The sequence below is a fragment of the Kitasatospora purpeofusca genome (genome assembly GCF_042691725.1).
In the GTDB taxonomy this organism is placed as follows: Bacteria; Actinomycetota; Actinomycetes; order Streptomycetales; family Streptomycetaceae; genus Kitasatospora; species Kitasatospora purpeofusca_B.
This window is the reverse complement of sequence record NZ_CP170483.1, coordinates 1201297-1226350: the sequence shown is the minus strand read 5'-3', so window position 1 is coordinate 1226350 and position 25054 is coordinate 1201297. Positions and strand designations below refer to the sequence as shown.

General features: G+C 74.3%; 12 protein-coding genes and 2 pseudogenes. 8 read left to right on the top strand and 6 right to left on the bottom strand.

The window, feature by feature from the left end; genetic code table 11:
• Positions 1 to 10 precede the first annotated feature (10 nt).
• Positions 11 to 1465, bottom strand: coding sequence for a hypothetical protein (locus ACFCLZ_RS05145; protein ID WP_380283474.1), 1455 nt, complete (start codon positions 1463 to 1465; stop codon positions 11 to 13).
• Positions 1462 to 6597 carry a hypothetical protein gene (locus ACFCLZ_RS05140; RefSeq protein WP_380283473.1) on the bottom strand — a complete coding sequence of 1712 codons (5136 nt, stop codon included), beginning with the start codon at positions 6595 to 6597 and terminating at the stop codon, positions 1462 to 1464. The genes ACFCLZ_RS05145 and ACFCLZ_RS05140 overlap by 4 nt, the downstream gene beginning before the upstream one ends.
• 21 nt (positions 6598 to 6618) lie before the next feature.
• On the opposite strand from ACFCLZ_RS05140, the gene ACFCLZ_RS05135 reads away from it, so the two are divergent.
• On the top strand, positions 6619 to 7071 hold the full coding sequence (locus tag ACFCLZ_RS05135) for a hypothetical protein (RefSeq protein WP_380283472.1): 453 nt from the start codon (positions 6619 to 6621) through the stop codon (positions 7069 to 7071).
• A 96-nt stretch (positions 7072 to 7167) separates the two neighbouring features.
• On the opposite strand, the gene ACFCLZ_RS05130 is transcribed toward ACFCLZ_RS05135, so the two are convergent.
• Complete coding sequence (locus ACFCLZ_RS05130) at positions 7168 to 7647, bottom strand: DUF5682 family protein (protein WP_380283470.1); 480 nt, start codon at positions 7645 to 7647, stop codon at positions 7168 to 7170.
• 142 nt (positions 7648 to 7789) lie between these two features.
• Between ACFCLZ_RS05130 and ACFCLZ_RS05125 the strand changes: the two genes are divergently transcribed.
• The 3 genes from ACFCLZ_RS05125 (at position 7790) to ACFCLZ_RS05115 (ending at position 10917) form a co-directional block, all read left to right on the top strand.
• Positions 7790 to 8386, top strand: a complete 597-nt coding sequence (locus ACFCLZ_RS05125; RefSeq protein WP_380283469.1) for a GNAT family N-acetyltransferase — start codon at positions 7790 to 7792, stop codon at positions 8384 to 8386.
• 233 nt (positions 8387 to 8619) lie between these two features.
• On the top strand, positions 8620 to 10131 hold the full coding sequence (locus ACFCLZ_RS05120; protein WP_380283468.1) for a M1 family metallopeptidase: 1512 nt from the start codon (positions 8620 to 8622) through the stop codon (positions 10129 to 10131).
• 93 nt (positions 10132 to 10224) lie between these two features.
• Positions 10225 to 10917 (top strand): hypothetical protein, encoded by a 693-nt coding sequence (locus ACFCLZ_RS05115; RefSeq protein WP_380283467.1) that lies wholly within the window; start codon positions 10225 to 10227, stop codon positions 10915 to 10917.
• Positions 10918 to 11508: 591 nt separating this feature from the next.
• On the opposite strand, the pseudogene ACFCLZ_RS05110 reads toward ACFCLZ_RS05115, so the two are convergent.
• Positions 11509 to 11874: pseudogene (locus ACFCLZ_RS05110) on the bottom strand (ABC transporter substrate-binding protein); the annotation flags it as partial.
• Between the two features lie 250 nt (positions 11875 to 12124).
• Here ACFCLZ_RS05110 and ACFCLZ_RS05105 point away from each other — a divergent pair.
• From ACFCLZ_RS05105 to ACFCLZ_RS05095, 3 genes and pseudogenes are all read left to right on the top strand, one after another.
• Positions 12125 to 14899, top strand: coding sequence for a LuxR C-terminal-related transcriptional regulator (locus tag ACFCLZ_RS05105; protein ID WP_380283466.1), 2775 nt, complete (start codon positions 12125 to 12127; stop codon positions 14897 to 14899).
• Between the two features lie 231 nt (positions 14900 to 15130).
• The gene (locus ACFCLZ_RS05100) at positions 15131 to 17902 is read left to right on the top strand and encodes an AAA family ATPase (RefSeq protein WP_380283465.1); all 2772 of its coding nucleotides are present in this window, start codon (positions 15131 to 15133) and stop codon (positions 17900 to 17902) included.
• A gap of 208 nt (positions 17903 to 18110) precedes the next feature.
• Positions 18111 to 18776, top strand: a pseudogene (locus ACFCLZ_RS05095) (sigma-70 family RNA polymerase sigma factor); the annotation flags it as partial.
• Positions 18777 to 18947: 171 nt separating this feature from the next.
• On the opposite strand, the gene ACFCLZ_RS05090 reads toward ACFCLZ_RS05095, so the two are convergent.
• Together ACFCLZ_RS05090 and ACFCLZ_RS05085 are read right to left on the bottom strand one after the other, a co-directional pair.
• Positions 18948 to 19823: a ribosome-inactivating family protein gene (locus ACFCLZ_RS05090; RefSeq protein ID WP_380283464.1), complete on the bottom strand. Its 876-nt coding sequence runs from the start codon at positions 19821 to 19823 to the stop codon at positions 18948 to 18950.
• A 253-nt stretch (positions 19824 to 20076) separates the two neighbouring features.
• Positions 20077 to 23871: an endonuclease/exonuclease/phosphatase family protein gene (locus ACFCLZ_RS05085; protein WP_380283463.1), complete on the bottom strand. Its 3795-nt coding sequence runs from the start codon at positions 23869 to 23871 to the stop codon at positions 20077 to 20079.
• Between the two features lie 261 nt (positions 23872 to 24132).
• Here ACFCLZ_RS05085 and ACFCLZ_RS05080 point away from each other — a divergent pair, with 261 nt between their 5' ends.
• The gene (locus ACFCLZ_RS05080) at positions 24133 to 25050 is read left to right on the top strand and encodes an MBL fold metallo-hydrolase (RefSeq protein WP_380283462.1); all 918 of its coding nucleotides are present in this window, start codon (positions 24133 to 24135) and stop codon (positions 25048 to 25050) included.
• The last annotated feature ends 4 nt before the right edge of the window (positions 25051 to 25054 follow it).

Genomic DNA, 25054 nt, shown 5'->3' with positions numbered 1-25054 from the left:
CGGTACCCGGCTAGTGGTTCAGGCTGAGCTGGTCGAGCAGGCGGTGCAGGGTGGCGCCGCTGAGGTGTTCGCGGTGGCTGAGGCAGTTGCGGGCATTGCGCAGCGTGAACAGGGTCGTGGCCTGCGCCGCGCTGAATCGGAGCCGGCCGTCACGCTTGGCCGCCGCGAGCTGGCCGAGTTCCAGGGAGCGTAGCCGCTCGGTCGTGCTGGTGGCGGCGGAGGTGGCACGGTCGGTGCCGTAGGCGGCGACCAGCTGGTCGGCGGGGAGGGTGGCGGTGGGCAGCACCTGGGTCGCCAGTGCCTCGCGGGCGTCGTCGATGAGCGGGAGCAGGGTGCGGTTCTGGGCCAGCCAGACGAGTTTGTCCAGGGTGGGGCCGCTGGAGGCGGCGGGGTGAGGGCGCAGGTGGCCGTCCCAGGAGTCGATGGAGCCGATGTTCCACTGCGGATGCAGGGCCGCAGGGGGCCGCTGGGCCAGGCCGCCGCCGTGCTGGACGGGGGTGGTGGGGTCGCCCGGGACGGGCATCGGTACACGGGTGGTTGTGTAGGCGCTGCTCAGGGCGGCGGGCAGGCTCTCGGGCCGGCCGTCCCAGGAACGCGCGAGGGCGGCGGCGAGATCGAGGTGGGGGCCGCAGACCTCGACTATGGTGGCCTGGACGAGCACCTCCTCGATGCGGTGGCGGCCGGTGAGCGCGGCGCGGGCGCGCAGCGGGCGGTTGACGGCGGTGACCGAGGCGGTGTCGAGGCGGCCGATGGCTCCCCACCACCAGTGGACGGCGATGTCCTCGCCGGTGAGCCGGTCCGGGTAGGCGGGGGGCAGGTCCTCCGGGGTGGCGATGACCAGCAGCCGTGGTCGTTGGTCGGGCGCCAGGCCGGCGGCCTTGGCGGCGGCGGGCAGGCGCAGCAGGAGCTGGGCGAGCGCCTCGGGGTCCTTCTCGTCCGCCGCGTCCAGGACGTAGACGCACCCGTTGGCGTGATCGATGGTCAGCCGGTCGTAGACGGAGCCGGCCGATTCGCCGGGCAGGAGGCTTTCGAGGCGAGCCTCCACGTCCGGAACGCGGTCGGGCGCGACGCGGGGGCGGGGGACGGGCGGTGCGGGTGTGGGGACTGCGGCTGGGTCGGCTCCGAAGATGGAGGCCATCATGCCGGTGAGGAAGCTGTCGTCGATGTCGAGCACGGGCGGCTGGCCGGACCACAGCGGCTCCGGCTCGGGCTCGTCCGGCTCGGGTTCGTCCAGTGCCGACGACGCGCCCGGTGGCGGCACCCGCAGCCAGTGGGGTTGCGTGGTGAGGATTCCGGGCAGGAGCGACGCCGGGTCGAGCATCGCAGCGGGCACGAGCAGCAGGCAGCTGTGCCCGGCCGCCAGGTCCTTGGCGACGCTTCGTGTCCAGAGCCGGACGCCGGGTAGCGTGGCGAGCTTGTGGGGGTCGGAGTCCGGGGCGGTCCGGGTCCCGGAGGCGGCCGTCACTCCTGCTCCGCCGCGGCGGCCAGGGCGCGGAAGGTCACCGGGTCGAGCGCTATCCCCTTCTCGCCTTCGTCCAGGACCCCGAGATCGGTGAGCCGCCGGACGAGTTCGAGGACCTGGTCCTCGGGGACGTCGATGATCGACGCGATCCGGGCGGGGGTGTCCTCCTCGGGGCTCTCCAGCAGTTCGGTCCAGCGGGTGAGCAGCTCGGCGAGGTTCTTGTCGAGCCCGACGTTCTGCAGGTGCACCGCGCCGAAGTCGGCGCGTGTCGTCGCGTTGCGGATGCCCTCCAGGGCGGCATCGACGGAGGTGCCGGTGCGCGAGACCTGGTGAACGGTCTGCTCCACGAGCTCCGGCCAGCCGCCGGTGGCCTCCACCAGCCGGCGCCGCCGCTCGGGCGTCTCGAAAGGGGACTCGGGCCAGGCGCGCAGGCTGTCGGCCGTCCATCGTTGGGGCCGGATCGCCTCACCGATGAGGTCGGTGCGTTCGTAGACGCCCATCGGGTCGACGATGATCACCGCGGAGCGGGCGGCGGGGCTCGTCGCGGCGGTGTGCTCGCGCAGGCGGTCGAGGGCGCCGGTCAGCTCGGCCTGGCTGCGGCGGCGGAGGTCGACGACGACCAGCTGCGCGACCTTCCCCTTGGCGAGCGCGGTGAGGCGGGACCTGAGACCGGGGCCGTCGGTGTGGGCCACGGCGATGCCCCGGGCGGCGGCGTAGGCCTCGATGGCCTTGACCACCAGGGCCGGGCGCAGCACCTCCGTCACGCACACGGCGCTCACCCCTTGGCCGGTGACCGTGTGCAACTGGTCCTCGGTGAGCGGACTGAAGGTCTGGACGCCGCTGGGGGAGTGGCCGAGCAGGCGCCGGGAGTAGCGCGGGTTGTATTCGATCGGGAGCCTGAACTCGGTGTCGCGCAGCTCGTGTTCGAGTGCGTCGGGCGTGCCGAGGACACCGATGACGTTGGGGCTGCGGACCGCGTAGGTCGGGTCGTCGCCGGGCTGGCGGACCAGCAGGCCCAGGCCCACCATCTCGTCCAGGTAGATCCGGACCTGGCTGGAGTTGAGGTTGTCGAAGCCGTCCCGCCAGCGTTCGCGGGCCTCCTGGAGCAGCTCGTCGGGCTGGTAGCCGCGCCGGTGCGCGTCCTTGAGGCTGCGCAGGGCGATCACCAGGGTGAGGACCCGGTAGCGGTCCTCCAGGTTGATCGTGATGCGCATCCGCTCGGCGATGCGCTCGCGGACCTGCGGCGAGGCGGTGACGGCACGTACGTCGGCCTCGGTGACGGTGATGGGCCACCGGTCGGCGACGGGCTTGGCGCGCAGCGCCGAGACGAGCTGGTCGCAGAAGATCTGCACCAGCGACGCCTGGAAGTTGGTCGCGGCCAGTACCTGCCAGGCCAGCTCGGGCCGCTCGAAGGTGTAGCCGAGCGCGGCCATCGGCTCGACGACCAGGGGCTGTGCCTCGCTCGGGTGGAGCGGGCCCACCAGGACGTCGGGTCCGCCGTGGGTGAGGGGCACGTTGGACAGGGTGCCGAAGCGCTGGACCTGGTGGAGGCCCGCGAAGACGACCTTGAACCGGCGCCCGGTGCTGTCCATCAGCCGCTTGAGCCGCAGGACGTTGGGGAACGTCGACTCGCCGCCGTGGCCGTTGGCGGAACGGGAGTCGGCGGTCAGGAAGGCGTCGGCCTCGTCGGCCAGCACGAGCAGGCGCCGCTGGGGGTCGGCGGTGAGCCAGTTCTCGATCTGGCCCAGCACCGTGTCCGGGACGCACTTGGCGCCGACCTGGTCCAGCACGCCGACGCGGTGCAGTTGGGCGGCGAGATTGGGCCAGATTCGCTCGGCCGGCTCGGCCTCGCCGATCCCGTGGGCCTTCAGGTCGAGATAGACGACCTTGCGGTGTTCGGTGGCGAAGGTGGACTCGACCCGCCGCAGCAACGCGGACTTGCCCAACTGGCGGCCGCCGTACAGGAACAGGCCCCCCAGGGGGTCGACGACCTGGTTGATCTCCTGGGTGCGGCCGTAGAACACCTCGGGAGGCACCAGGCCGGCGACGAACGGCGTATAGGGGTTGAAGCCGGTCCAGGGCAGGGTCACGCGCTGGAGTGCGCGGAAGCTGCGGGGCGACCGGGCGGCGATCCACCCCAGCACGGCCGGATCGACCACCAGCGCCTGGCGGGCGCCGGCCCGGGCGCGCTCGGCGAGCTTGCGGCGGTCGGCGAGTCCCAGCGGGTGCAGGTAGAGGATCAGCGTGGCGCCGCTGTCGCGCTCGTCCAGCAGGTCCAGGACACTGCGGCCGACCAGTTCCTCGGGGACGATGACGACGGTGTACTGGCCCTGGGCCCGGGAACCGAGCGACGCGACGTAGCCGGGCCTGGACTCGCTGACCTTGGCGCGCACGGTCGTACGCAGCAGCCCGATCCGGCGCCGGCCGTCGTCGACGTGGGTCAGGGACCCCGGGTCGGCCTCCAGGCCCAACAGGCGCAGCACCCGCGGGAGGTGCCGCTGCCACTCGCGCGCCCGGGTGGAGGCGTTGCACAGCGCCTCCCACGCCTCCAGCGCCGGGCCCACGGCCTCGGTCAACTCGCCGTTCGCGGCGTAGTGCCGGGCCCAGGGCTCGGCACTGTAGCCCTGGCCCTGCCGCTGCGTGACGCGCAGACCCAGGCCGGCGGAGAACTCGGTGAGGTCGGCGCCCCAGTCCAGGGCGCTCCAGTCCGGCAGCGGCTCGCCGCGTCTGGCCAAGGCCAGGTACTCCGCGGCGGTGACCAGGTCGCGCTTGTCCAGCGCCTGCTCGAACCGGGCGCGGTCGGAGTCGGAGAGCTCCGACTCGGCGATGTCGGAACGCAGCTGTCCCGCGTACGCGGAGACCGCCTCCCGCAGCCGCCCGGCCAGCGCCTGGACCTGTTCCAACGCCGCGCGGTAGGCACCGTCGGGCCGAGGCTGGTCCAGACCGGCCAGCTCGGCGCTGAACTCCCGCTCGGCGGCGGGGTCCGGCGTCTGCTGGATCCGCAGCTCGGCCAGCAGTCCGGAGGCGTTGGCGTGCTCGGCCCGCAGCCGGGTGCTCCAGCTCGCGCGCGCCGCCTCGATCATCCGGGCGTGGTCGGCGGCCCGCACGGGCGCGGTGCCGACGGCCGGAACCGCGCCCTCGCCGAGCGCCGCGGCCAACGCCTCGGCAAGGTGCAGGTCGCCACGCTCGCAGTGCGCCCGCAGCGCCGCGTCGCCGTCGACCGGAGACAGCAGCGGCGACAGCGCCTCCTTGCCGAAGCCGTCCGCGTCGGGGTCGGGACTGCCGTCACCCAGGCGCGGCAGGTCGGCCAGGACCAGCAGCGGCCGCACGTCGGGCCGGTGGTTGCGCAGGTCCTCCGGGAAGCCCTCGTCGTCACCGACACTCAGCGGTGTCGCCACGAGCGCCTTGCCGCACAGCCATTGGCGCAGCAGGTGCAGCAGCGCGCCCTCCACTCCGGGCGGCGACGGCTCGTCCGCCACATGAGTCAGCACGCCCTTCAACGACCCCGAGAGTCCGGCGCCGGCCTGGGACGCCGCGATGCTTCGCGCCCGATCCAACAGGTCGCTGACGCTCGCGATCGCCCGCAGCAGCGCCTGCTTGGCCTTCGCCTCGATCGGCTCCCGGCCCTGCTTGCTGGTGCGCACCATGACGTCGGCGTCCACGATCAGCCGCTCGCCGCAGTCCCGCCGCGCGAACTGCTCGGCCACCGCGTCCAGGGCCTCCAGACCCGCCCGGCCCTGCGCCCACTCCACGATCGTCCGCAGCGTGGTGCCCAACGGCTGCCCGTCCGACGCCAAGCGGGTCAGCACCTGCGTCGCCCGCGCGTAGCTGGTCTTCCGCTGAGGCAGCGTCACCAGCAGCTCACGCGCCTGCTCACCGATCACCTCCCGGGTCAGACCCGGCGCCGGGTCCGCCAGCCACCCGCCCGCCGGGTTCACCCGCTGGCAGTGGCGCACCGTCGACGCGGCGGCCTCCAGCAGCTGCGTCCAGGGCGCGGGAAGACCGGTGATCGGCTCGGCCTGGTTGAGGAGGTCGTTGGGCCAGCCCGCCACCAGGCCCGCGCGCAGCGAGGCCACCGTGGCGGCGATCTGCGCACTCCGGTCGTCCCGGTACTCGGCGGCGCTGTGGCCGAAGGCCGACAGCACCGCCGTGGCCGTGTCGTTGTCCTGGCACGCGAACGCGGCCTCGGCGAGCGCCAGGGTGTCGGCGCGCAGCGCGCCTTCGTCCGATCCCCGGGTGTACCAGAACGCCTCGGCGAGACGGCCCTGACGCACCAGCTCGGCCACCGGCCCGGTACCCCCGGCCGACGGCTCCCAAGGGAGGAAGGGCAGGCGCTGCTCCGGTTCCGGCTCGGTGTCGGCCACCGGCTCGGAAGCGAGCGGCTGCGCCGTGGCGGACGGCTGTGCCGGCTCCTTCTGCGCCTCCTCCTGCGGCTGCGGGTGCGGCCCCGGTATCGGCTCCGCGTCGGCCGGGGGCACGATGTCCTCGGCGGGACGGTCCTCCTCCGCGGGGGCGGCTTCCTCCACCGGGTCCGGCACCGGAGCCGGGACCGTTGGCGGCTCCGGCTCCGGCTCCGGCGCCGCGTCGTCCTCGGGGGCGGGCGCTTGCTCAGGCCTCGACTGGTGCGGCAGGTCCGGGAGTACGGTCGCTGGCGTGGGCGGCACCTCACCGAGCTCTTCGAGCTGCGCGGCGGTCCGGCCCCGTGCCGCCTCCAGGGCGGCACGGGCGACCTCGTCGTCCTCGTCCTGCAGCAGATCGGTGTACCGGTCGTAGCGGACCCGCAGCCCCTCGGCCCGTACACGGCGGGCTTCGGCCTGCTCCTGGGCCGCGGCGAGGTCCGCGATCACCGCGTCGAGGTCCTCGAACGTCGCGGCCGCATCCCACCGTTGCCCGGTGCCGGCGATCTGCTCGGCGAGCCGGGACCGGTGGGCCGCGTACACGGCCACCTTGTCGTCCAGGTCGGCCGGTTCGACCGCGCCGCCGGTCTCGGCCAGGTCCGCGATGGTGCGCAGGTCGCGTACCAGCGCGGCGGCCGCGTGCCGCAGCTCCTCCGCGGCGGCGGACAGGTCCTGGGCGGCGGGCCGGCTCTTCACCTGAACGTTCGTCTCCTGTTCGGATTCGGGGTCCAACGGCACGGTGGGCTCCTGACCCACCGAGTGACCCACCGGATCGCCTTCGCGGTGCACCACTGTGCCGGGAGCTTCGGCGCACTGGAGCAGTTCCTCGACACTGACCGCCCAGTCCTCGTCCAGCGTCGCGCGGTGCTGGACGAGATGGTGGAGGCGGGCGTGGGCCAGCACCGGGGGAAGCCGGGTGAGCATCCGACCGAACTGCTCCGGATCGGGGTCGCGTATCTCCTCTGCGGAGAAGCCGTGAACCCGTATCAGCAGGTGGTCCGCGAAGTCGGCCGCCTGCTGCCCGATCGTATTCAGCACCTCCAGCGGCTCACGCCCGAGGAACGCCCGCGCGGTCAGGAGCTCGCGGCGCTTCCAGGTGAACTCGCGCGGTCTGCCATCGACCCGGATGCCGGCCAGGTAGGGAAGTACGGTCGGGACCCGGAGGAACTCGCCCAGTCGCTCGTCGGTCAGGGAGCGAAGCCAACCACGTAGATCACCCGCAACTTGCTGCACAAGCGGCGAGTTTGCCAGACCGCGCCCCAGGCCGACAGTCATACCGCGAGATCCGCCCATAAGACCGCGTACAGGTCAACCGCGCCGCCACCACAGGCGGCTGACCGGCCGGCGCGGACCGCGGAGGTGTTCTCGGCGAAGGTGCTCAGGGGTGGCCGGCGGTCTCCCGGTGTGTCTCGATGGTGACGGCGAGGTGAGCTCGCAGGTCACCGGACGGGTGCCGGTGGCGCCGATCGCGGCGAGCCGGGCGGCGACATCGTGGACCAGCGGTGGGGCCGGGGTGTCGGGGTGCAGCCGCCCGGTGCGGTCGCCGCTGCATGCGGCGACCGTCTCGACCACCACCGGGTGGCTGCCCGGCGCCAGCGGGCCGTGCCGGGACCAGGGCAGAGGCTGGGTCAGGTCGTCCTTGACCAGCGCGCCGACCAGGCCGTCGAGCACGTCGGTACGGGCCGGCACCGGGTGGCCGCGCAGCGCGGCCAGGCCACCGGTGAGCGCGGCGGCGGCGACCAGGTCGGCCGTGGAGGCAGGGTGGCGGCGCCCACGCGGCCGCGACACCACGGACTGCGACCCGGAGCAGTATCCCGGGTGGGTCGACCGATGGAGCGACCACGTCGACCCGGGCGATACGCCCCGCCGGCCCTGGGTGGGTGGCCGAGACCGGGACCTCAGCCGCCGATCGCGGCCGGTGAGGTTCCAGATGACCCCGGCACTGAAGGTCGGCACGTGTCCCTGCGGATCTTCCCGCTCCGGTGCCGGAGACGACAGCGTTCACCGCGAGCACCACTCGGAGTGGGCGTTCGGCATCCCGGTCCCGAAGAACACCGCCTGGAGCAACCGCCTGGTGGTGGTGACCTCGCAGTCGCCGATCGCCTGGCGGCGCCTGACGGAACGCGTGGGCCGGCTGCCGCGACGGGAGGGAGGCTACGACTTCAACTCGTGGTCGCACGGTGGCGGCGAGCCAGAGGAGACCTTGGAGCACTTCCGCGCGTATCTGCTCGAGGCGGATGGCCATGTCGTCGGCTACCTCGCAGCCCACGACAGCGACCGCCACCGCTGGTGGGACCTGGGCGAGAGGTCGAGGTACGGCGAACTGGTCGACTCGGTCCGACCACGCATCGACATGATCTGGGTGGCCGAGACGTACCGCGGGCACGGCATCGGCAGGACCTTGGTCAATGCCCTCGCCGACGACTCCGGATGCGAGGTGGCGGACGTGTCCTGGTCGACACCCGTCACCGACCGCGGCCGGCAACTCGCCCTATCCCTGTCCCCGGATGGCGTGTGGGTCAGCTGAAGCCGAGCCTTCCACACCGTACGGCGAGGAGCGATGCCTGTTCTGCTCCGGCCCGTGCGCCGTGGCCGTGGCCGCAGCTGACGGACAGTCGGCACCTCGGTATGACGGCTCCGCGGCACCGTCGCGCCGCCGTTCTTCTCTTCATGAAGTCCTCACAATCTGGGAGTAGATGAGGGGTTGCCGGGACAAGGATCGATCCGACCCCACCGTTCCGGTGATCCCTGGAGGACCACGTGCGCAAGAGGTTGATCGTTTCTGCCGCCAGTGCCGCCCTGAGCCTGTTCCTGGCCGTCCCCGCCTCGGCTTCCGGCTTCCAGCCGGGTGCGGACGGCCTGGGGGATCCGTACTACCCCACCCTCGGCAACGGCGGGTACCGCGTCTCGCACTACGACGTCCGGCTGAAGTACCAGCCCGCCACCGACGAGCTGGAGGGCACCGCGACCATCCTGGCCACGGCCACCCAGGACCTCTCCCGGTTCAACCTCGACTTCGCGCTGAAGGTCTCCGAGGTCCGGGTCAACGGGCGGCTCGCCACCTTCGCGACCAGCGGGGATCAGGAGCTGGAGATCACCCCGGCCCGGCCGCTGGCCAAGGGATCCCGGGCCACCGTGGTGGTGCGCTACAAGGATGTGCCGTCGACCGTGGAGAGGTACGGCGGCTACACCGCCTGGCGCCGTACCCCGGACGGCGCGGTGGTGGCCGGCGAGCCCGTGTCGGCGGGCTGGTGGTTCCCGAGCAACGACCACCCGAGCGACAAGGCGACCTTCGACGTCTCGGTGCTGGTGCCGGACGGCACCCAGGTGATCAGCAACGGGGTGCTGACCGGCACCACCTCGCGGGCGGGTTGGACCCGCTACAACTGGCGCGAGGACAAGCCGCAGGCCACCTACCTGGCGACCCTGGCGATAGGGAAGTTCGACGTCACCCGGGACACCACGGCCAGTGGGCTGCCGGTCTACAACGCCTACAGCAAGGACCTCGGGGAGAACGCGGGCGCGGCCCGGGCGAGCGTCGAGCGCACCGGCGAGCTGGTGGACTGGCTGAGCGGCTACTTCGGCGAGTACCCGTTCAGCTCGGTCGGCGGCGTCGTGCCCAACGTCCGGAGCAGCGGCGGCCTGGAGACCCAGACCCGGGTCTTCTACGGGCCCGGGTTGTTCGCGCGGGGATCCAACACGTCGGTCGTCGTGCACGAGTTGGCCCACCAGTGGTACGGCGACAGCGTCTCGCTCTCCCGCTGGAGCGACATCTGGCTGAACGAGGGCTTCGCCCAGTACGCGCAGTTCCTCTGGTCCGAGCACGAGAACGAGGGCACCGCGCAGGAGTTGGCCGACTACATCTACGCCTACTACCCGGCCGACGACCCGTTCTGGAGCGTCAAGCCGGGCGACCCGGGGGAGGAGAATCAGCTCTCCGACGCGGTCTACCAGCGCGGCGCGCTCGCCATTCAGGCGCTGCGCAACACCGTCGGGGACGAGACGTTCTTCCGGATCCTGAAGGGCTGGCCCACCGAGCACCGCTACGGCAACGCCACCATCCCGGAGTTCCGCGCGTACGCGGAGAAGGTCTCCGGCCGGCAGCTCGGCGACCTGCTGAACACCTGGCTGTTCACCCCCGGCAAGCCCGCCGCCGGGCCGGTGCCGAACGCCACCGCGGCTGCGGACCGGGGCGAAGGGCGGCCGCCGGCGCAGCCGAAGTCCTGGAGGAAGATCCAGGAGGCCAACTCCGTGCACTCGGCCTGGAAGTGACGGACTCCGCATAGCCGAACCGGCGGTCCGCGCGTACGGCGCGGACCGCCGGCCCGACCTGCGCCGCCGCCGGTTTCAGCTATCGTGTCAGCCATGACGCCGATCGAGCTGGAGCGCATCACCGCCCGCTCGTACGCATACGCGCCCGGCAGGGTGACGCTGGTCCCGATCGGCGAACGCGCCGTGATCGCCCCGCAGGCCCGTGGCGAGACGCTCTGTTACGAGCTCGCCGAGGACATCCTGGCCGGGCTCCGCGAGGCTCCCGCCTCCGCACGTCCCGTCTCGAACGCGCCGGGCAGTGGCGGGCCGGCGAGCCTGCTGATGCTCGGCGACGCAGTGCACCAGGCGGTCGACCTCGTGATGGTCGACGAGGTGCACCGGATGGCCAGCATCAACACCCTGCTGGAGCCGGGGCGGTGGCACCGTGTCTCGTGGTCCTTCGTCGACGCGCTTCACGACTACTCCCTTCGCGGCCCCCATTCCGCCACCGCCGGTTCGGGCGACGCGGGGCCCTGGGTGGTGGAGGCCAAGGCATACTCCAGCGCCTTGGCCGTGCTGCACTCCGGCTACGGGCTCGCGGTCGCGCTGGAAGCTCGCCGGACCCCCCTCCGGGAGGCCGCGCCGACGCTGCGGCCGGATACCGAGGGCCTGCCGGAACCGCTGGCCATCGCCTGCGGAATCACCCGCCTTCGGAGACCACTGATCCCCAGGGCACCCGGGCGCACCGGCGCGGCCGGCCGCTTCGGGGTGGGCGCCAGTGGGCTGGACGACAGCCTGGCCGCGTGATCCACACCCCTCCAGCTCGTTCGTCCACTGGAGGAAATCGTGCAGTTCATGGAGCTGCCGTGGTCGGAGGAGGTCACCGTCAAGGTGATCGTGCTCCTCGTGACCACGGTGTCGGAGTGGTTGTTGCAGATCGTCAAGGGCCGATCCCGGGGGCCCGCGCAGCTCCCGCCCGGGGAGGCGCCGGCGAGGGCGGTGCGGCGTCCGCGCCGGTCCCGGCGATCGCCTCGGCGGTTGGGCGAGTTGAAGCGGACGAAGGCCCGGTTCGACCGCGCTCCGAAGCCGCGGCCGCCGGTGGGCGGTCAGCACGGGGTCGAGCGGCGCCGCACCGGGCAGCGCCGTCGGCCGGGCAACCGCGCGTCGTGACCTGCGGTTGATCCTCGTTCCGGTCGCCCGGTCGCCCGGGCGCCCGGCCCAGGTCCGTGGCCGCCCTCGGGAGGACAGGACCGTCGGGAACGGCTCGGTGGCCGGGCGGCAGCCGGCGGGCCGGTCCTGCGCGCGGTGCCGTCCGCGTCCTCGCTGTCAGGCGGCGGCGCCGGCGGCGGCCGAGTGGCGACGGTGTGGATCGTCCTGGAGTACCTGGTGGAGTCCAGGGCCTCCAGCTCTCGGGGGCGAATGACCTTCGATGCCGTACTTGATATCGGCGGTGGTGATCGGCGAGCCGTCCTCGAACTTCAGGCCGTCCTTGAGGCGGTACGTCCACACCGTCGCGCCCTCCGAGGGGGTGCCGGTGTCGGTGGCGAGGTCCGGGACCACCTCGGTGCCGGCCGCGCCGTCCACCCGGTTGCGGGTGGTGAGGGTGCGGACGACCAGGGAGGGAACGTTTCCGCCGCCGGAGGTGTAGAGCCGTGCGGGGTCGAACTGCTCCTGCGGGTTCTGGTTGAGGACGGTGAGGGTGCCGCCCTGCTGGGGCGCGGCAAGACGGTAGGACGATAAGAGAAATGTCAAAACCGGGTGCAAGGGGCGGAATTCCGCGTCCGGGTGGGGGGAGATCCCGAGGGGAGGGGGAAACGGGGGGAGACGGGTGGGCGAACCGAGGCGAAGGAGCCGGGGCCGCGCGTGGCGGACCGCCCCTCCGTCGTGATGACGATCCCTCAGAAGGCCTGCGGCGGTGCCCGGCAGGGGTTTGTCCGCGCCGCGCGGGCTGATGCATGATGGGGACGGTCCGGAACGATCAGGGTCCGGACCTTGAACTGCATGGTGGTGGCGGATGGCGGGCAGCGCTCCGTGGCGCGGGCTGCTCGGCCGGCGCAGCGAGTGCGGAGTGCTGGACCAGGTGGTCGCCGGGGCCCGGGAGGGCCGGGGCCAGGTTCTTGTGCTGCGCGGTGAACCGGGGGTCGGCAAGTCCGCCCTCGCGGAGTACCTGGTGGAGCGGGCGGGCGGGTGCCGCGTCCTGCGGGCGGTCGGCGTCGAGTCCGAGATGGAACTGGCGTTCGCCGGACTGCACCAGCTCTGTGTGCCCCTGATGGGGCGGCTCGACCGCATCCCCGGTCCCCAGCGCGACGCCCTGTCCGTCGCGTTCGGCCTGAGCGCGGGGAGCGCGCCGGACCGCTTCCTGGTCGGCCTCGCGGTGCTCAGCCTGCTGGCCGAGGCGGCCGAGGAGCAGCCGCTGGTCTGCGTGGTGGACGACGCCCAGTGGCTCGACCGGGTCTCCGCCCAGACGCTGGCCTTCGTCGCCCGGCGGCTGCTGGCGGAACGGGTGGCGCTGGTGTTCGCGGCGCGTACCCCGGCGCCCGTCGCGGACGGCGACCCCCTCGGGGGGCTGCGCGAGATCGCGGTCGGCGGCCTGCGCGACGACGACGCGCGGGCGCTGCTGGAATCGGTGGTGCCCGGGCGGCTGGACGAGCGGGTCCGGGACCGCGTCGTCGCCGAGACCCGCGGCAACCCGCTGGCCCTGCTGGAGCTGACCCGGGGCCTGTCGGCGGCGGAGCTGGCCGGAGGGTTCGGGCGCCCGGACGTCCGCCCGCTGGCCGGCCGGATCGAGCTGGCCTACCTGCAGCGCATCGGCGCACTGCCCGCCGCTGCCCAGCGGCTGTTGCTGGCGGCGGCCGCGGAGCCGGTGGGGGACGCGCCGCTGCTGCGGCGGGTCGCCGAGCGGCTCGACCTCGGCGCGGACGCCGCGGGAGCGGCGGAGGCCGCCGGGCTGATCGAGTTCGGCACCCGGGTGCGGTTCCGCCACCCGTTGGTCCGCTCGGCGGCGTACCGCGCCGCCGACCCGACCGTGCGCCGCGACGTGCACCGCGCGCTGGCCGAGGCCACCGACCCGGCCTTCGACCCGGACCGCCGGGCCTGGCACCGCGCCCACGCGGCGGTGGACCCGGACGAGGCCCTGGCCGGCGAGCTGGAGCGGTCGGCCGGCCGGGCCCAGGCCCGGGGCGGGATCGCGGCGGCGGCGGCCTTCCTGCGGCGCGCGGCCGAACTGACGCCCGATCCGTCCCTACGGGGCACGCGCGCGGGTGCGGCCGCCCAGGCCGCGTTCGACGCCGGATCCCCCGACGCGGCGCTCGAACTCCTCGCCGCGGCCCAGCTCGGCCCGCTGGACGAGGCGCAGCACGCCCGGCTGGCCCGGCTCCGCGCGCAGGTCGCCTTCGCCCGCCGGCGCGGCGGAGAGGCGCTGCCGCTGCTGCTCGACGCGGCCGCCCGGCTGGCGCGGGCCGGGGACGCGTCCGCGCGCGAGGCGTACCTGGACGCCCTCGGATCGGCGGTCTTCGCCGGCCGCCTGGGCCGGCGGGCCGGGGTCCGGGAGGTCGCCGAGGCCGCCCGCACGGCACCGCCCGGGGCGCTGCCCGCCCGGCCCACGGACCTGCTCCTCGACGGCCTGGCGGCCTGGTTCCTCGACGGCCGCGCCGAGGGCGGGCCGCTGCTGCGGTCCGCCCTGGGGGCCTTCCGGCAGGCCGCCGGAGGTGAGGGCGGCGACGCCATGCGCTGGCTCTGGCTGACCTGGCTGGTCGCCGGGGAGCTGTGGGACGACGAGGCGTGGCACCGGATGACCGAGCACGCGGTCCGCTCGGCCCGCGAGGCCGGCGCCCTCAGCGTCCTCCCCCTGGCGCTCGGCTACCGGGCCGCGCTGTCCGTGCACGCCGGCGACTTCGACCTCGCGGCGGTGCTCATCGACGAGGCCGACACCATCGCGGAGGTGACCGGCCACTCGCCGATGGCCTACCCCGCGCTCCTGCTGACGGCCTGGCGCGGCGAGGACGCCCGGACCGCCGAGGTGATCCACAGCGCCGCCCGGGACGCGACCTCCTGGGGCGAGGGGCGCGCGATCGGCCTGGAGCACTACCTCGTCGCCGTCCTCCACAACGGCCTCGGCCGCTACCAGGACGCCCTGGCCCACGCGGAACGGGCCGTCGCGCACGAGGACCTGGCCGTCCACGGCTTCGCCCTCGCCGAACTCGTCGAGGCGGCAGCCCGCGCCGACGCCCCCGAGCGGGCCGCGGCGGCCCTGCACCGGCTGGAGGAACGTGCCGAGGCGGCCGGTACCGACTGGGCCCTCGGCATGCTGGCCCGCTCGCGCGCCCTGCTGGACGACGGCCCGGGTGCCGAGCGGCTCTACCGGGAGGCCCTGGCCCGCCTCGAACGCAGCCGCGTCGCCGTCCACCTGGCCCGCACCCACCTGGTGTACGGCGAGTGGCTGCGCCGCGAGAACCGGCGCGGCGACGCGCGCGGGCACCTGCGCACCGCCCACGAGCTGCTGCGGGGGTTCGGCGCGAAGGCCTTCGCCGAGCGCGCCCGGCGCGAACTGTTGGCCACCGGCGAGACGGTCCGCCCCCGCCCCGCCGACGCGGGCGGGGCGGGGCGGATCGTCCTCACGCCCCAGGAGCGCCAGATCGCCCGCCTGGCCGCCGACGGCCTGACCAACTCCGAGATCGGCGCCGAGCTCTTCATCAGCCCCCGCACGGTGGAATGGCACCTGGGCAAGGTGTTCACCAAACTCGACGTCAAGTCCCGCAACCGGCTGCGCGCCGCCCTGGCCGACGCCTGAAGGTCCCCCCTCCCCGGACCTCCGGGAGCCCGGGGGCACCCGGGGGTCGACCCGGGGTTCCCCGGGCGCCGGCCGGCGGGGCGGGGCGGCAGGGTGGGCCCGGCGGCGCCGACCGGCGCCGCGCGCGAGCGCGGCCGTCCTCGGGACGGCGCCGAGGCCCGCGCCGGGAACGACCGCGCGCCGGGCCCGGGTACCCGGCCCGGCGGGCACCGAAGGGGAGGCCGGCCGTCCATGACTCAGGAGATGCTGGGGCGCAGCCGCGAGTGCGGGGCACTGGAGGAACTGCTCGACGCCGTGCGCGGCGGCGGGAGCCGGGTCCTGGCGCTCCGCGGTGAGCCGGGCGTGGGGAAGACCAGACTGCTGGAGCACGCCGCCGCCCGGGCCCGGGGGTTCCGGACCGCCCGGGTCACCGGCGTCCAGTCCGAGATGGAGCTCCCGTACGCCGGGCTCCACCAGCTGTGCGCCCCGTTCCTCGACCGGCTCGGCCGCCTGCCGGCCCCGCAGCGCGACGCGCTGGGCACCGCGTTCGGCCTGGCCGCGGGCACCCCGCCGGGCCGCTTCCTGGTCGGCCTCGCCGTGCTCAGCCTGCTCGCCGACGCCTCCGGACAGGACCCGCTGCTCTGCCTCGTCGACGACGCCCAGTGGCTGGACGAGGTCTCCGTGCAGACGCTGGCCTTCGTCGCCCGGCGCCTGCTCGCCGAGCGGATCGGCCTGGTCCTCGCCGTGCGCGAGCCGTCCCTGGAGCCCCGGTTCACGGGGCTGCCGCAGCTCACGGTCGGACGGCTCGGCGACAGCGACGCCCGCGCCCTGCTGGACTCCGCGGTCCCGGGCCGGCTCGACGAGCGCGTCCGCGACCGCATCGTCGCCGAGACCCAGGGCAACCCCCTGGCCCTGCTCGAACTGCCCCGCGGCCTCGGCCCCGAGGAACTGGCCGGAGGTTTCGGACGCCCCGACGCGCGGCCTCCGGCCGGGCAGGTCGAGCAGAGCTTCCTGCACCGGATCCAGACCCTGCCGCCCGGCGCCCGGCACCTGCTGCTCCTCGCCGCGGCCGAACCGGTCGGGGACGTCGCCCTGCTGGCCGAGGCCGCCGCCCTGCTGGGCATCGACGACTCCGCCGCCCCGTCGGCCGAAGCCGCGGGCCTGGTGACGATCGGCACCCGGGTGCGGTTCCGGCACCCCGTGGTGCGCACGGCGGCCTACCGGGCCGCCGAGCCCGAGGCCCGGCAGCAGGTCCACCGGGCCCTGGCGGAGGCGACCGACCCGGACACCGACCCCGACCGCCGCGCCTGGCACTTCGCCAACGCCGCCGCGGGGCCCGACGAGGGGGTCGCCGCCGAGCTGGAGCGCTCCGCCGGCCGGGCGCAGGCCCGCGGCGGGGTCGCGGCCGCCGCCGCGTTCCTGGAACGGGCGGCCGAGCTCACCCCCGACCCGGCCGCCCGCGCCGCCAGGGCCCTGGCGGCCGCCCAGGCCAAGTACCAGGCCGGCGGCTACGACACCGCGCGCGAACTGCTGGACGCCGCCGCCCTCGGCCCGCTGGACGAGCGCCGGCTCGCCCAGGCGGACCTGCTGCGCGGGCGGATCGTGTTCGCCTCCCAGAACGCCGGTAGCGCCCTGCCGGTGCTGGTGCGGGCCGCCGGCCGCCTGGAGGCGCTGGACACCGGACTCGCCCAGCAGACCTACCGCGACGCGCTGCACGCCGCCCTCATCATCGACCGGCCGCCGAGCGGCGCCGCGCTGGCTGACATCGCCCGGGCCGCGCTCGCCGCACCGCCGGGGCCGCCCCCGGAGCGCAACGACCTGCTGCTGCGCGGCCTGGCCGCGATGACCGTCGACGGCTACCGGGCGGGCGCGCCCACGGTGCTGCGCGCCCTGGGCGCCCTGTGCGCCGAGGAGGTCTCCGCGGAGGAGGGCCTCGGCTGGTTCCCGCTCGCCGCCCGGATGGCCTTCAACGTGTGGGACTTCGACAGCAACACCGTGCTCTCCTCGCGCCTGGTCGAGCTGGCCCGCGGGACGGGCGCGCTGTCGGTGCTGCCCTCGGCCCTGCTGCAACTCGTCTCCAACCGCGTCCTGGCCGGCGAACTCGACCACGCGGACGCGCTCATCGCCGAGGCGCGGACGATCGGCGAGGCCACCGGCAGCCGCTACCTCGCCCACTACGCCTCCCTGGTGACCGAACCGTGGAGGGGCCGCGAGGCCGAGGTGCTCAGAGCGGCCGACGCCATGGCCCGCGACGCCGGCCCCCACCGCGGCGGGCCGGGCGACGTCCCCGGCGCCGGCGCGTGGGCGAAGGCGGTGCTGTACAACGGGCTCGGCCGCTACGAGGAGGCCTTCGCCGCCGCCGAACAGGGCGCGGAGAGCCTCCAGGAGCTCGGCCTCGCGATCAGGTCGACGGTCGAGCTCGTCGAGGCCGCCGCCCGCAGCGGCCGGCCGGCCCGCGCCGCGGAGGCGGCCCACCGGGTCGCCGACCTGGCCCGGGCCAGCGGCACCGACTGGGCCCTCGGCACCTCCGCCATGGTCCGCGCCCAGGTGAGCGCGGGAGCGGCCGCCGAGGCCCTCCACCGGGAGGCCGTCGAACGCCTGGGCCGTACCGGGGTCCGGATCACCCGCGCCCGCGCCCACCTGCTCTACGGCGAGTGGCTGCGCCGGGAGAACCGCCGAGTCGACGCCCGCGAGCAGCTGGGCACCGCCTACCGGTCGCTGAGCCGGATCGGGGTCGAGGGCTTCGCGGAGCGCGCGTGGCGGGAGCTGCGCGCCACCGGCGCGACGGCGCCCCGGCGCCCGGCCGACTCCCGGACCGCGCTCACCGCCCAGGAGACCCAGATCGCGCGCCTGGCCGGGGGCGGGATGACCAACCCCGAGATCGGGGCCCAGCTGTTCCTCAGCCCGCACACGGTGGAGTGGCACCTGCGCAAGGTGTACACGAAGCTCGGCGTCACCTCCCGCAAGCAGCTCGGCGGCGCCCTGCTCGCCGGCTCGGCGGCCACGGCCACGGCCACGGCCTGAGCCCGCGTCTGAGTCCGAGCCCCGATCCGAGCCCCGATCCGAGTCGCTGTTCCCGCCGGCGGGGCACCCCGTCCCGGTACCCCCGGGGGCGGCCGCCAGGGGTACCGGGGCGGCGGACCAGGCACGTTCCGGGGCGTCACGGCGGGGGCCGCGACGGGAGCGTGTTCCCCGGGGCATCGACGGATGCCGCAGGCGGAACGGAGCCGTGATGAGCGTGTTGACAGACCTGCCCGAGACGCGGCCGGACACCCGGCCGCCCGCCGGGGAGGCCACCTGGCCGCCCGCCGGGGAGGCCACCCTGGACGAGGCCGCGGCCGCCTTCGAGGAGCTGCGGCCCCGTCTCTTCGGCACCGCGTACCGGATCCTGGGCAGCGCGGTCGAGGCGGAGGACGTGGTCCAGGACGTGTGGCTGCGCTGGCAGCTGACCGACCGCTCGGCGGTGGTCAGCCCCACGGCCTTCCTGTACCGCGCCACCACCCGGCTGGCCCTCAACGTGGCCCAGTCCGCCCGCTCCCGCCGGCAGACCCCGCTCGGCCCCTGGCTGCCCGAGCCCGTCGACACCGGCGGCGACCCCGAGGCCGGCGTGCAGCGGGCGGAGGAGCTGGCGGCCGCGCTGCTCGTGGTCCTGGAACGGCTGACGCCCACGGAGCGGGCGGTGTACATCCTGCGCGAGGCCTTCGACTACGCCTACGCCGACATCGCCGCGATGCTGCGCCTCAGCGCCGTCAACGTCCGCCAGATCACCAGCCGGGCCCGCCGCCGCCTGGCGGCCGAGCAGCGGGGGGCCGTCGACCCGACGGAGCACCGGCGGCTGCTGGCGGCCTTCGTCGCGGCCGCCCGGGCCGGGGACACCGCCGGCCTGGAGTCGCTGCTGGCGGCGCGGTGAGCGGGGCATCCGCAGCGGTTCCGGGCACCGCCGGAACCGCGCCACCCGCACCCGCACCCGCGGCACAGCGGGCGGAGCGGGGGCGGTCCGTTCGCCGCCCCCGCTGTGCCCGCTGTGCCCGTTGTGCCCCGGCTGCCGCCGGGCGGCCCCGGAGACCCGCTATCGCCGGATCACCCGCAGGTGGTCACGCACGTCCTGCCAGGTGGCGAACGTCCCCACACCGTTGACCGTCAGCGGCGGCGTGGACGACACGTCGCTGATGTCCACCGCGAACTTGGAGATCGGCCCCCAGGCGCCGCGCAGTGCCCGCAGCCGGGGGTTCGACACCTCGAAGAAGCCGCCGCCGCTGCGCCCGGCGACGACCGGGTCCCAGGTGTCGCGGAAGTCGGTGAACCGGGCGGCCTCCGAGAAGGCGCCGATCAGTTTGATCAGCGCCCGGGCGACGGCGGCCCGGCCCGCCGCGTCGCCCATCGACTGCTCGGCCTTGCCGACCGTCTCGGCCGAGCCGATGAACCCGTTCAGCCACTCGATCGACGGCTCCTCCCCGGCGGTGGAGATCAGCGAGCCGTAGCTGCCGCCGAAGGGCAGCGTGTTCACCTGGCCGCCGCGGCCCATCTCGGTGCGCACGTTCTCCGAGGCGTCGTTGAAGGCGTACAGCTTGCCGCTCTTGGTGCGGAAGCCGCCGACGTAGAGGTTGGCCGGGTTGAGGTAGAGGCTGGACAGCTCGTTGCCGTCGCGGTCCTGGATCCGCAGGGCGATCAGGCCGGGCGGCGTCACCTGGGTGATGTAGACGTCGTCGTCGTGGAACGGCCGCCCTGCCGCCTGGCGGAGGCGGATGAGCGCCGTGTGGTACCCGGCGACGTTGCCCCCGGTGTAGTTGTAGTCGAGCTTCACCTCCACGACCTTGGTGGTGCCGTCGGGCGTGTCCGCCCGGGCCGGGGACGCGGCCCCGAGGCCCGGGACGGCGACCGCGGCGGCCACGGCGAAGGCCAGCAGGGCGCGGACCGCGCGGCGCTGGAGAACTGCTGTCGTCATGTGGGTACTCCCGATGGGTGGTGCCGGCCCGAGGGCCCGGCGTCGGACGGGGGCGTTCCCGCTCCCGAGGAGGAAGACCGGGAACGCCCCCTTTCTGTGACAGGCCGTCAGCGACCGGTCGGGCGGGCCGCCGCGGAGTCCGCCGGCGGGAAGGCGTCGCCCCCGGAGTCCGCGTCGGCGCCCCGGCCACCGTGCCGGGCAAGGCCTCCGCTGCCGCTGCCGCGGAGGCGGAGGCGCGGGCCGGGCCGTCCCCTCACCGGGTGACCGCCTTCCAGGTCCACAGGTCCGCGGCGGCGAGGTGCTCGGTCACGGAGAGCCCCCGGGGGTTCGCCCGGGAGGTGAGGTAGAGGCGCTGTCCGGTGGCCGTGCGCTGGGTCAGCCGCATCCCCGCGGTGGCGTGCCGGTCCGGTGTGTCGGTGCACCACAGGTAGCTGGGGTGGTCGGGGCGGAACGGGCCGAGCGTCAGGGGTGCCTCGCTCTCGGGGAACGGGGAGGAGGAGGTGTTGACGTACCGGCCTTCGTGGATGAGGTAGTAGCAGTAGTCGTCGCCGGTCGGGCCCGCGGGGACGGTGGTGAACTGCCTGCGGGTGCTGTTGCCTCCGGCCGCCAGGTCCAGCGGGAGGCCGGCGCCGACCGGCACCTCGATGGCGAGGTCCTGCGGGTCGTCGTCCTCCCGCAGCAGCTCGTCCGCGTCCAGCGCCTCCTGTTCGGGGTTCTGGAAGAACCACCGCTGGGAGGAGTCCTCCGAGTCGAAGTCGCGGAGCACCACCTGCTCTCCCTCGGGCCCGTCGGCGACGGCGAGGACCTGGGCGGTCTCCGCGTTCAGCACGACCCAGGTGCCGTCCTCCATGCCGATGACGCTCCAGATCTGGGTGAGCCCCTCGCCGCCCTCCGGCAGCAGCACCGCCGGTGTGTTCAGGAGGCCGAACTCCTGGCTCAGGTAGGTACGGGTCATCCGGTGCAGGATGCGGAACTGGTCCGGGTGGTCGGCGGCCTGCTCCAGGACCAGGGTCTCCATGTCGCGGTTGCCCCGGTCGATCGGGCGGGTGCCGAGCGTCCTGCCGCCGCCGCCCGTGCCGCCGCCGGGCTTGCTGGACGGGTAGGGCGCGTAGGTGCTCTTGGCGGAGCGGGCGGTGCGGTCCCCCTTGGGCTTCTTCTTCTTGGGCGCCGGTGTCGGGGCCGGCGGCGGATCGCCGGGGACGGGGGAGAGCGTGAAGGCGACGGGGTAGTGGTCCGAGGTCGTCACGGAGTCGACCCGCTCGGCGCCCGTGAAGTGCAGCTGCGGCCCGTTGTCGTAGCGGGCCGCGATCGCCCCGTAGTCGTAGTTCGCCGGGGGCTGGTTGCCGCGGACCGGGAAGGTGTGGTCGAGCACCCCCCGGATGTCGAACAGCCGGATCATCTGCCGGCGGAACGCACCCAGGTCGGTGTTGAAGTCGCCGAAGACGGCCGCGGGCAGCGCCTGCGGCAGGGCCACGCGGGTCCTGATGGCGTTGAGCAGGCCGGCGGCGTTCGCGCCGCCGCCGGTGTCCATGTGCACCGTGAAGTAGAGCGCTCCGCCGATCCGCACGCCGAGCGCCGGCCGGGACGGACCGCTCCCGGAGGGGACGACGAAGATCCGCCCGGCGCCGGTGGGGTCGGCGGGGTCGAGGGCCCGCTCCCGGGTCCAGATGGCCAGGTTCATCTGGCCGACACCCGTGGTCTCGGTGTCCGTCTGCAGCCAGTACAGGTAGCCGTTCACGCCGTTCAGGGTGCGCCGGTACTCGCGGACGGGGGGCGTCTCGATGACCTCGCCCGCGGAGTTCCTGCGCTGGTAGGCGGTCTGCGGGATCTCGACGCGCTCGGCGTTGATCCCCAGCGGGAAGGGCGGGGCGCCGGCCTCCTGGAGGAGGACGATGTCCGGCTCGTGGGTGGCGGCCATGTCCTCCAGGCTCGTCCGCCACTTGTCGGAGCGGTTGTTCGAGCCCGTGATGTACCGGCCGCGCATGTTCCAGGTGATCACCTTGCGGTCGCCGTCGGCGCGGGGGTCGAGCTCGCCGCCGGTGTACCGCAGGAAGAGGGAGTGCCGCTTGCCGACGTCGAGCGGAACCACGCCCGCCCCCGTGAAGTCCAGGGTCTCCCGGCCGGTCCAGTCGGGGATGGCCTGGCCGCCCTGGCCCAGCGGCTGGAAGCGGTCCGGGTCCTCGCTGTCCGAGCCGAACTGGAAGGCGGTGCCGGTCCGGGTGCCGTAGGGCCCGTAGGGCTCGAACGGGCCGCCGGGGGCCGTCTGTTTGAGCATCGTGTTGTTGTAGAAGACGTTCTGCGGTCCGGAGGAGCCGGACCACTTGCCGGCCTTGGGGCCGGCCGCCCACCAGATCGGGTACCACGTCCCCTCGTCCATCTCGCCGCCCTCGCCGCCGCAGTTGGCCGCGCAGCTGCCCGAGCGGTGCTCGTACGGGATCCGCAGGGTGTTCTGCTCGAACAGGTTGTTGTGCTCCCAGCCGCCGTGCAGGTTGAGGTCCGAGTCGAGGTCGTTGCGGAAGGCGACGTTGCCGCCGGCCGACCACTGGAAGGTGAAGTGGCGCAGGTTGCGGCTGACGTTGTGGGCCCACAGGGAGTCCCAGACCCGGCTGCCGCGCAGATAGCCGTTGCCGCCCTTGCCCTTGTTCCAGGCGCCGTCGAAGCTGTTGCGCTCGATCTGCAGGTTGCGGGCGTTCTCGGTGACGATCGGGTGCGAGCCGGTCATCTCGGCCTTCAGCCCGCGCGCCCAGCTGTTGGCGGCCCACTTGAAGACGATGCCGTGCATCGCGTACTCGGGCGCCAGGTTGCCGTAGTTGTGCACGGCCTGCTCGGGCGTCAGCCGGTAGGTCTCCTGGCCGCCGATCCTGGGCAGGCCGTCCATGTCCTGGGTGAAGGCGAAGTCCTCGAAGCCGACGCCCTCGACGGCCTTCAGCGGGGTGATCTTGCTGGCGTACGGGGTGCCGCTGCCGTTGATCGGCGGCGAGCCGTCCGACTCGGAGTTGACCGGCAGGTCCCACTCCAGCGAACGGTCCAGGGCGACCGTCTTCGCGGTGGCGTCGACGCGGACGACCTTGAACATCTGCTGGCGCATGTGGAGCGCCTCGATCATGCCCGGATCGGTGATGCCCTGCTGCGCGTAGAAGTTCCGGCTGTTGGCCGCGCCGACCCAGACGTAGCCGCCGGTGCGGAACTTGTTCATGTCGACCTTGGGGTCCAGCCGGACGACGGACGACCCCTTCCGGCCGGCGTAGCCCGGATCGCCGTCCTGGGCGGCCAGCTTCAGGCCGGAGACCCAGTGCTGGTTGACGCTGCCCTCGAAGATGTCCTTGCGCATGGGGACGGTCGTGGCCGCCGCCCAGTCGTCCTGGTACCGGGTCGCGACCTCCCGGGTCTGGACCCGGAACATGCCGCGCCCCGGCCAGATCCAGCCGCCCGTGCCGATGTCGCTGCCGGTTCCGGCCAGCATGGAGTCCTGGTCCCAGCGGCCGTTGACCACCGTGTCGTACCGGGTGCTGAGGTCGGGCCGGAAGACCAGCCGGGTGCCGCCCGGGCCCGAGCCCTTCCCCCGGAGCGTCAGGAAGCCGGCGTCCGCGTAGATCTGCCGGGACAGGTCGATCCGGCCGGCGGGCAGTTCGATGAGCGAGAGGCGGTTGAAGTCGGCCTTGGGCGAGCACTGGGCCTTGATGTCGTCGATCGCCCGCTGCAGGCCGGCGGTGTCGTCGGCCCCGTCGTCCGGGCGAACCCCGTAGGTGGCGGCGAGCTTCTGCGGGGAGACGCGGCAGGCGGCGTCATCGGTGAGCGCGGACTCGCCGCGCGGGAGGTCCTGCCCGCCCCGGTAGCCGACCCGCGACCAGTCCGGCATGCCGATCGGCGGGACGGTGCGGTTGGCGTAGCCGAGGTCTGGCTCCTCCGCGGCGGCGGCCCCGGATGCCGCCGTTGGGTCAAAGAGCGCCGGCGGGGCGGGCACCGGGGCCGCGGCGGCCAGTTCCGGTGCCGCGAGGGGGATCAGCAGCGCGGCCAGGAGGGCCACTGCTGGTCGGCGGAGTTTCACGTGGTCTCGTTTCCTGTGTCGTCGTGCCAGGGACCAGGGCGCCTGGTCCCCCAGGAAGACCGCTCTCGCACCGCCTTTGTGACACCTCGCCACCTCCGGCCGCGGGGCGCCGGAGGGGGTGCGGAGCCCGCGTGGGTCTCCGGAACAGGGGCGGCTGTCACAGACCGGACCGCTGACCGGTCTTTACGGATGACCGGACGGCGCAGCCCACGGTGGCGCTGCCGACACCTCCGGCCGACACCCTTCCCGAGGAGAACACCCATGACCCAGGTCAGCCCCGCCCACCCCGACGCGCCGGGACTCGACGAACCGGTCCCGTCGCGCTACGCGTTGAAGGTCGGCGACATCGACGTGCTGGTGATCAGCGACGGGGTGCTGCCGATCTCCCCCACGACGCTGGCCACCAACGCCACCCCGGCCGACCTGAAGGCCTGGCTCGGCGACGTGTACCTGCCGCTGGAGTCGATCAACTGGCCGCTGAACGTGGCCGTCGTGCGCAGCGGCGGCCGGACCGTCCTCGTCGACTCCGGCCTGGGGACGGAGTTCCCCGGCTTCCCGCGGGCCGGGCAGCTGGCCGCGCGGCTGGACGCCGCCGGGATCGCGCCCGCGTCGGTGACCGACGTGGTGCTCACCCACCTGCACATGGACCACATCGGCGGGCTGCTCGTCGAGGGCCTGCGGGGCCGGCTGCGGACGGATCTGCGGGTCCACCTGGCCGCGGCCGAGGCCGAGTTCTGGGCGGCGCCCGACTTCTCCCGCACCGACATGCCCGCACCGGTGCCGGACGTGCTGCGCACGACCGCCTCGCGGTTCCTCGACGTGTACCGCGGCCAGCTGCGGCCGTTCGAGAAGGAGTACGAGGTGGCGCCGGGCGTCCTGATCCGCCGCACCGGCGGTCACACCCCCGGCCACAGCATCGTCCGCCTGGAGTCCGGCGGCGACCGGCTGACGTTCGCGGGCGACGCCGTGTTCCAGTGCGGCTTCGACAAGCCCGACTGGCACAACGGCTTCGACCACGACCCCGAGGAGTCGGCCCGCATCCGGGTCCGTCTCCTGACGGAAATGGCGGCGACCGGCGAGCAGCTGATGGCCAGCCACCTGCCCTTCCCGTCCGTCTGCCACGTGGCGGATGCCGGCAGCGGCACCTTCCGCTTCGTGCCGGTGGTCTGGGACTACTGACCGC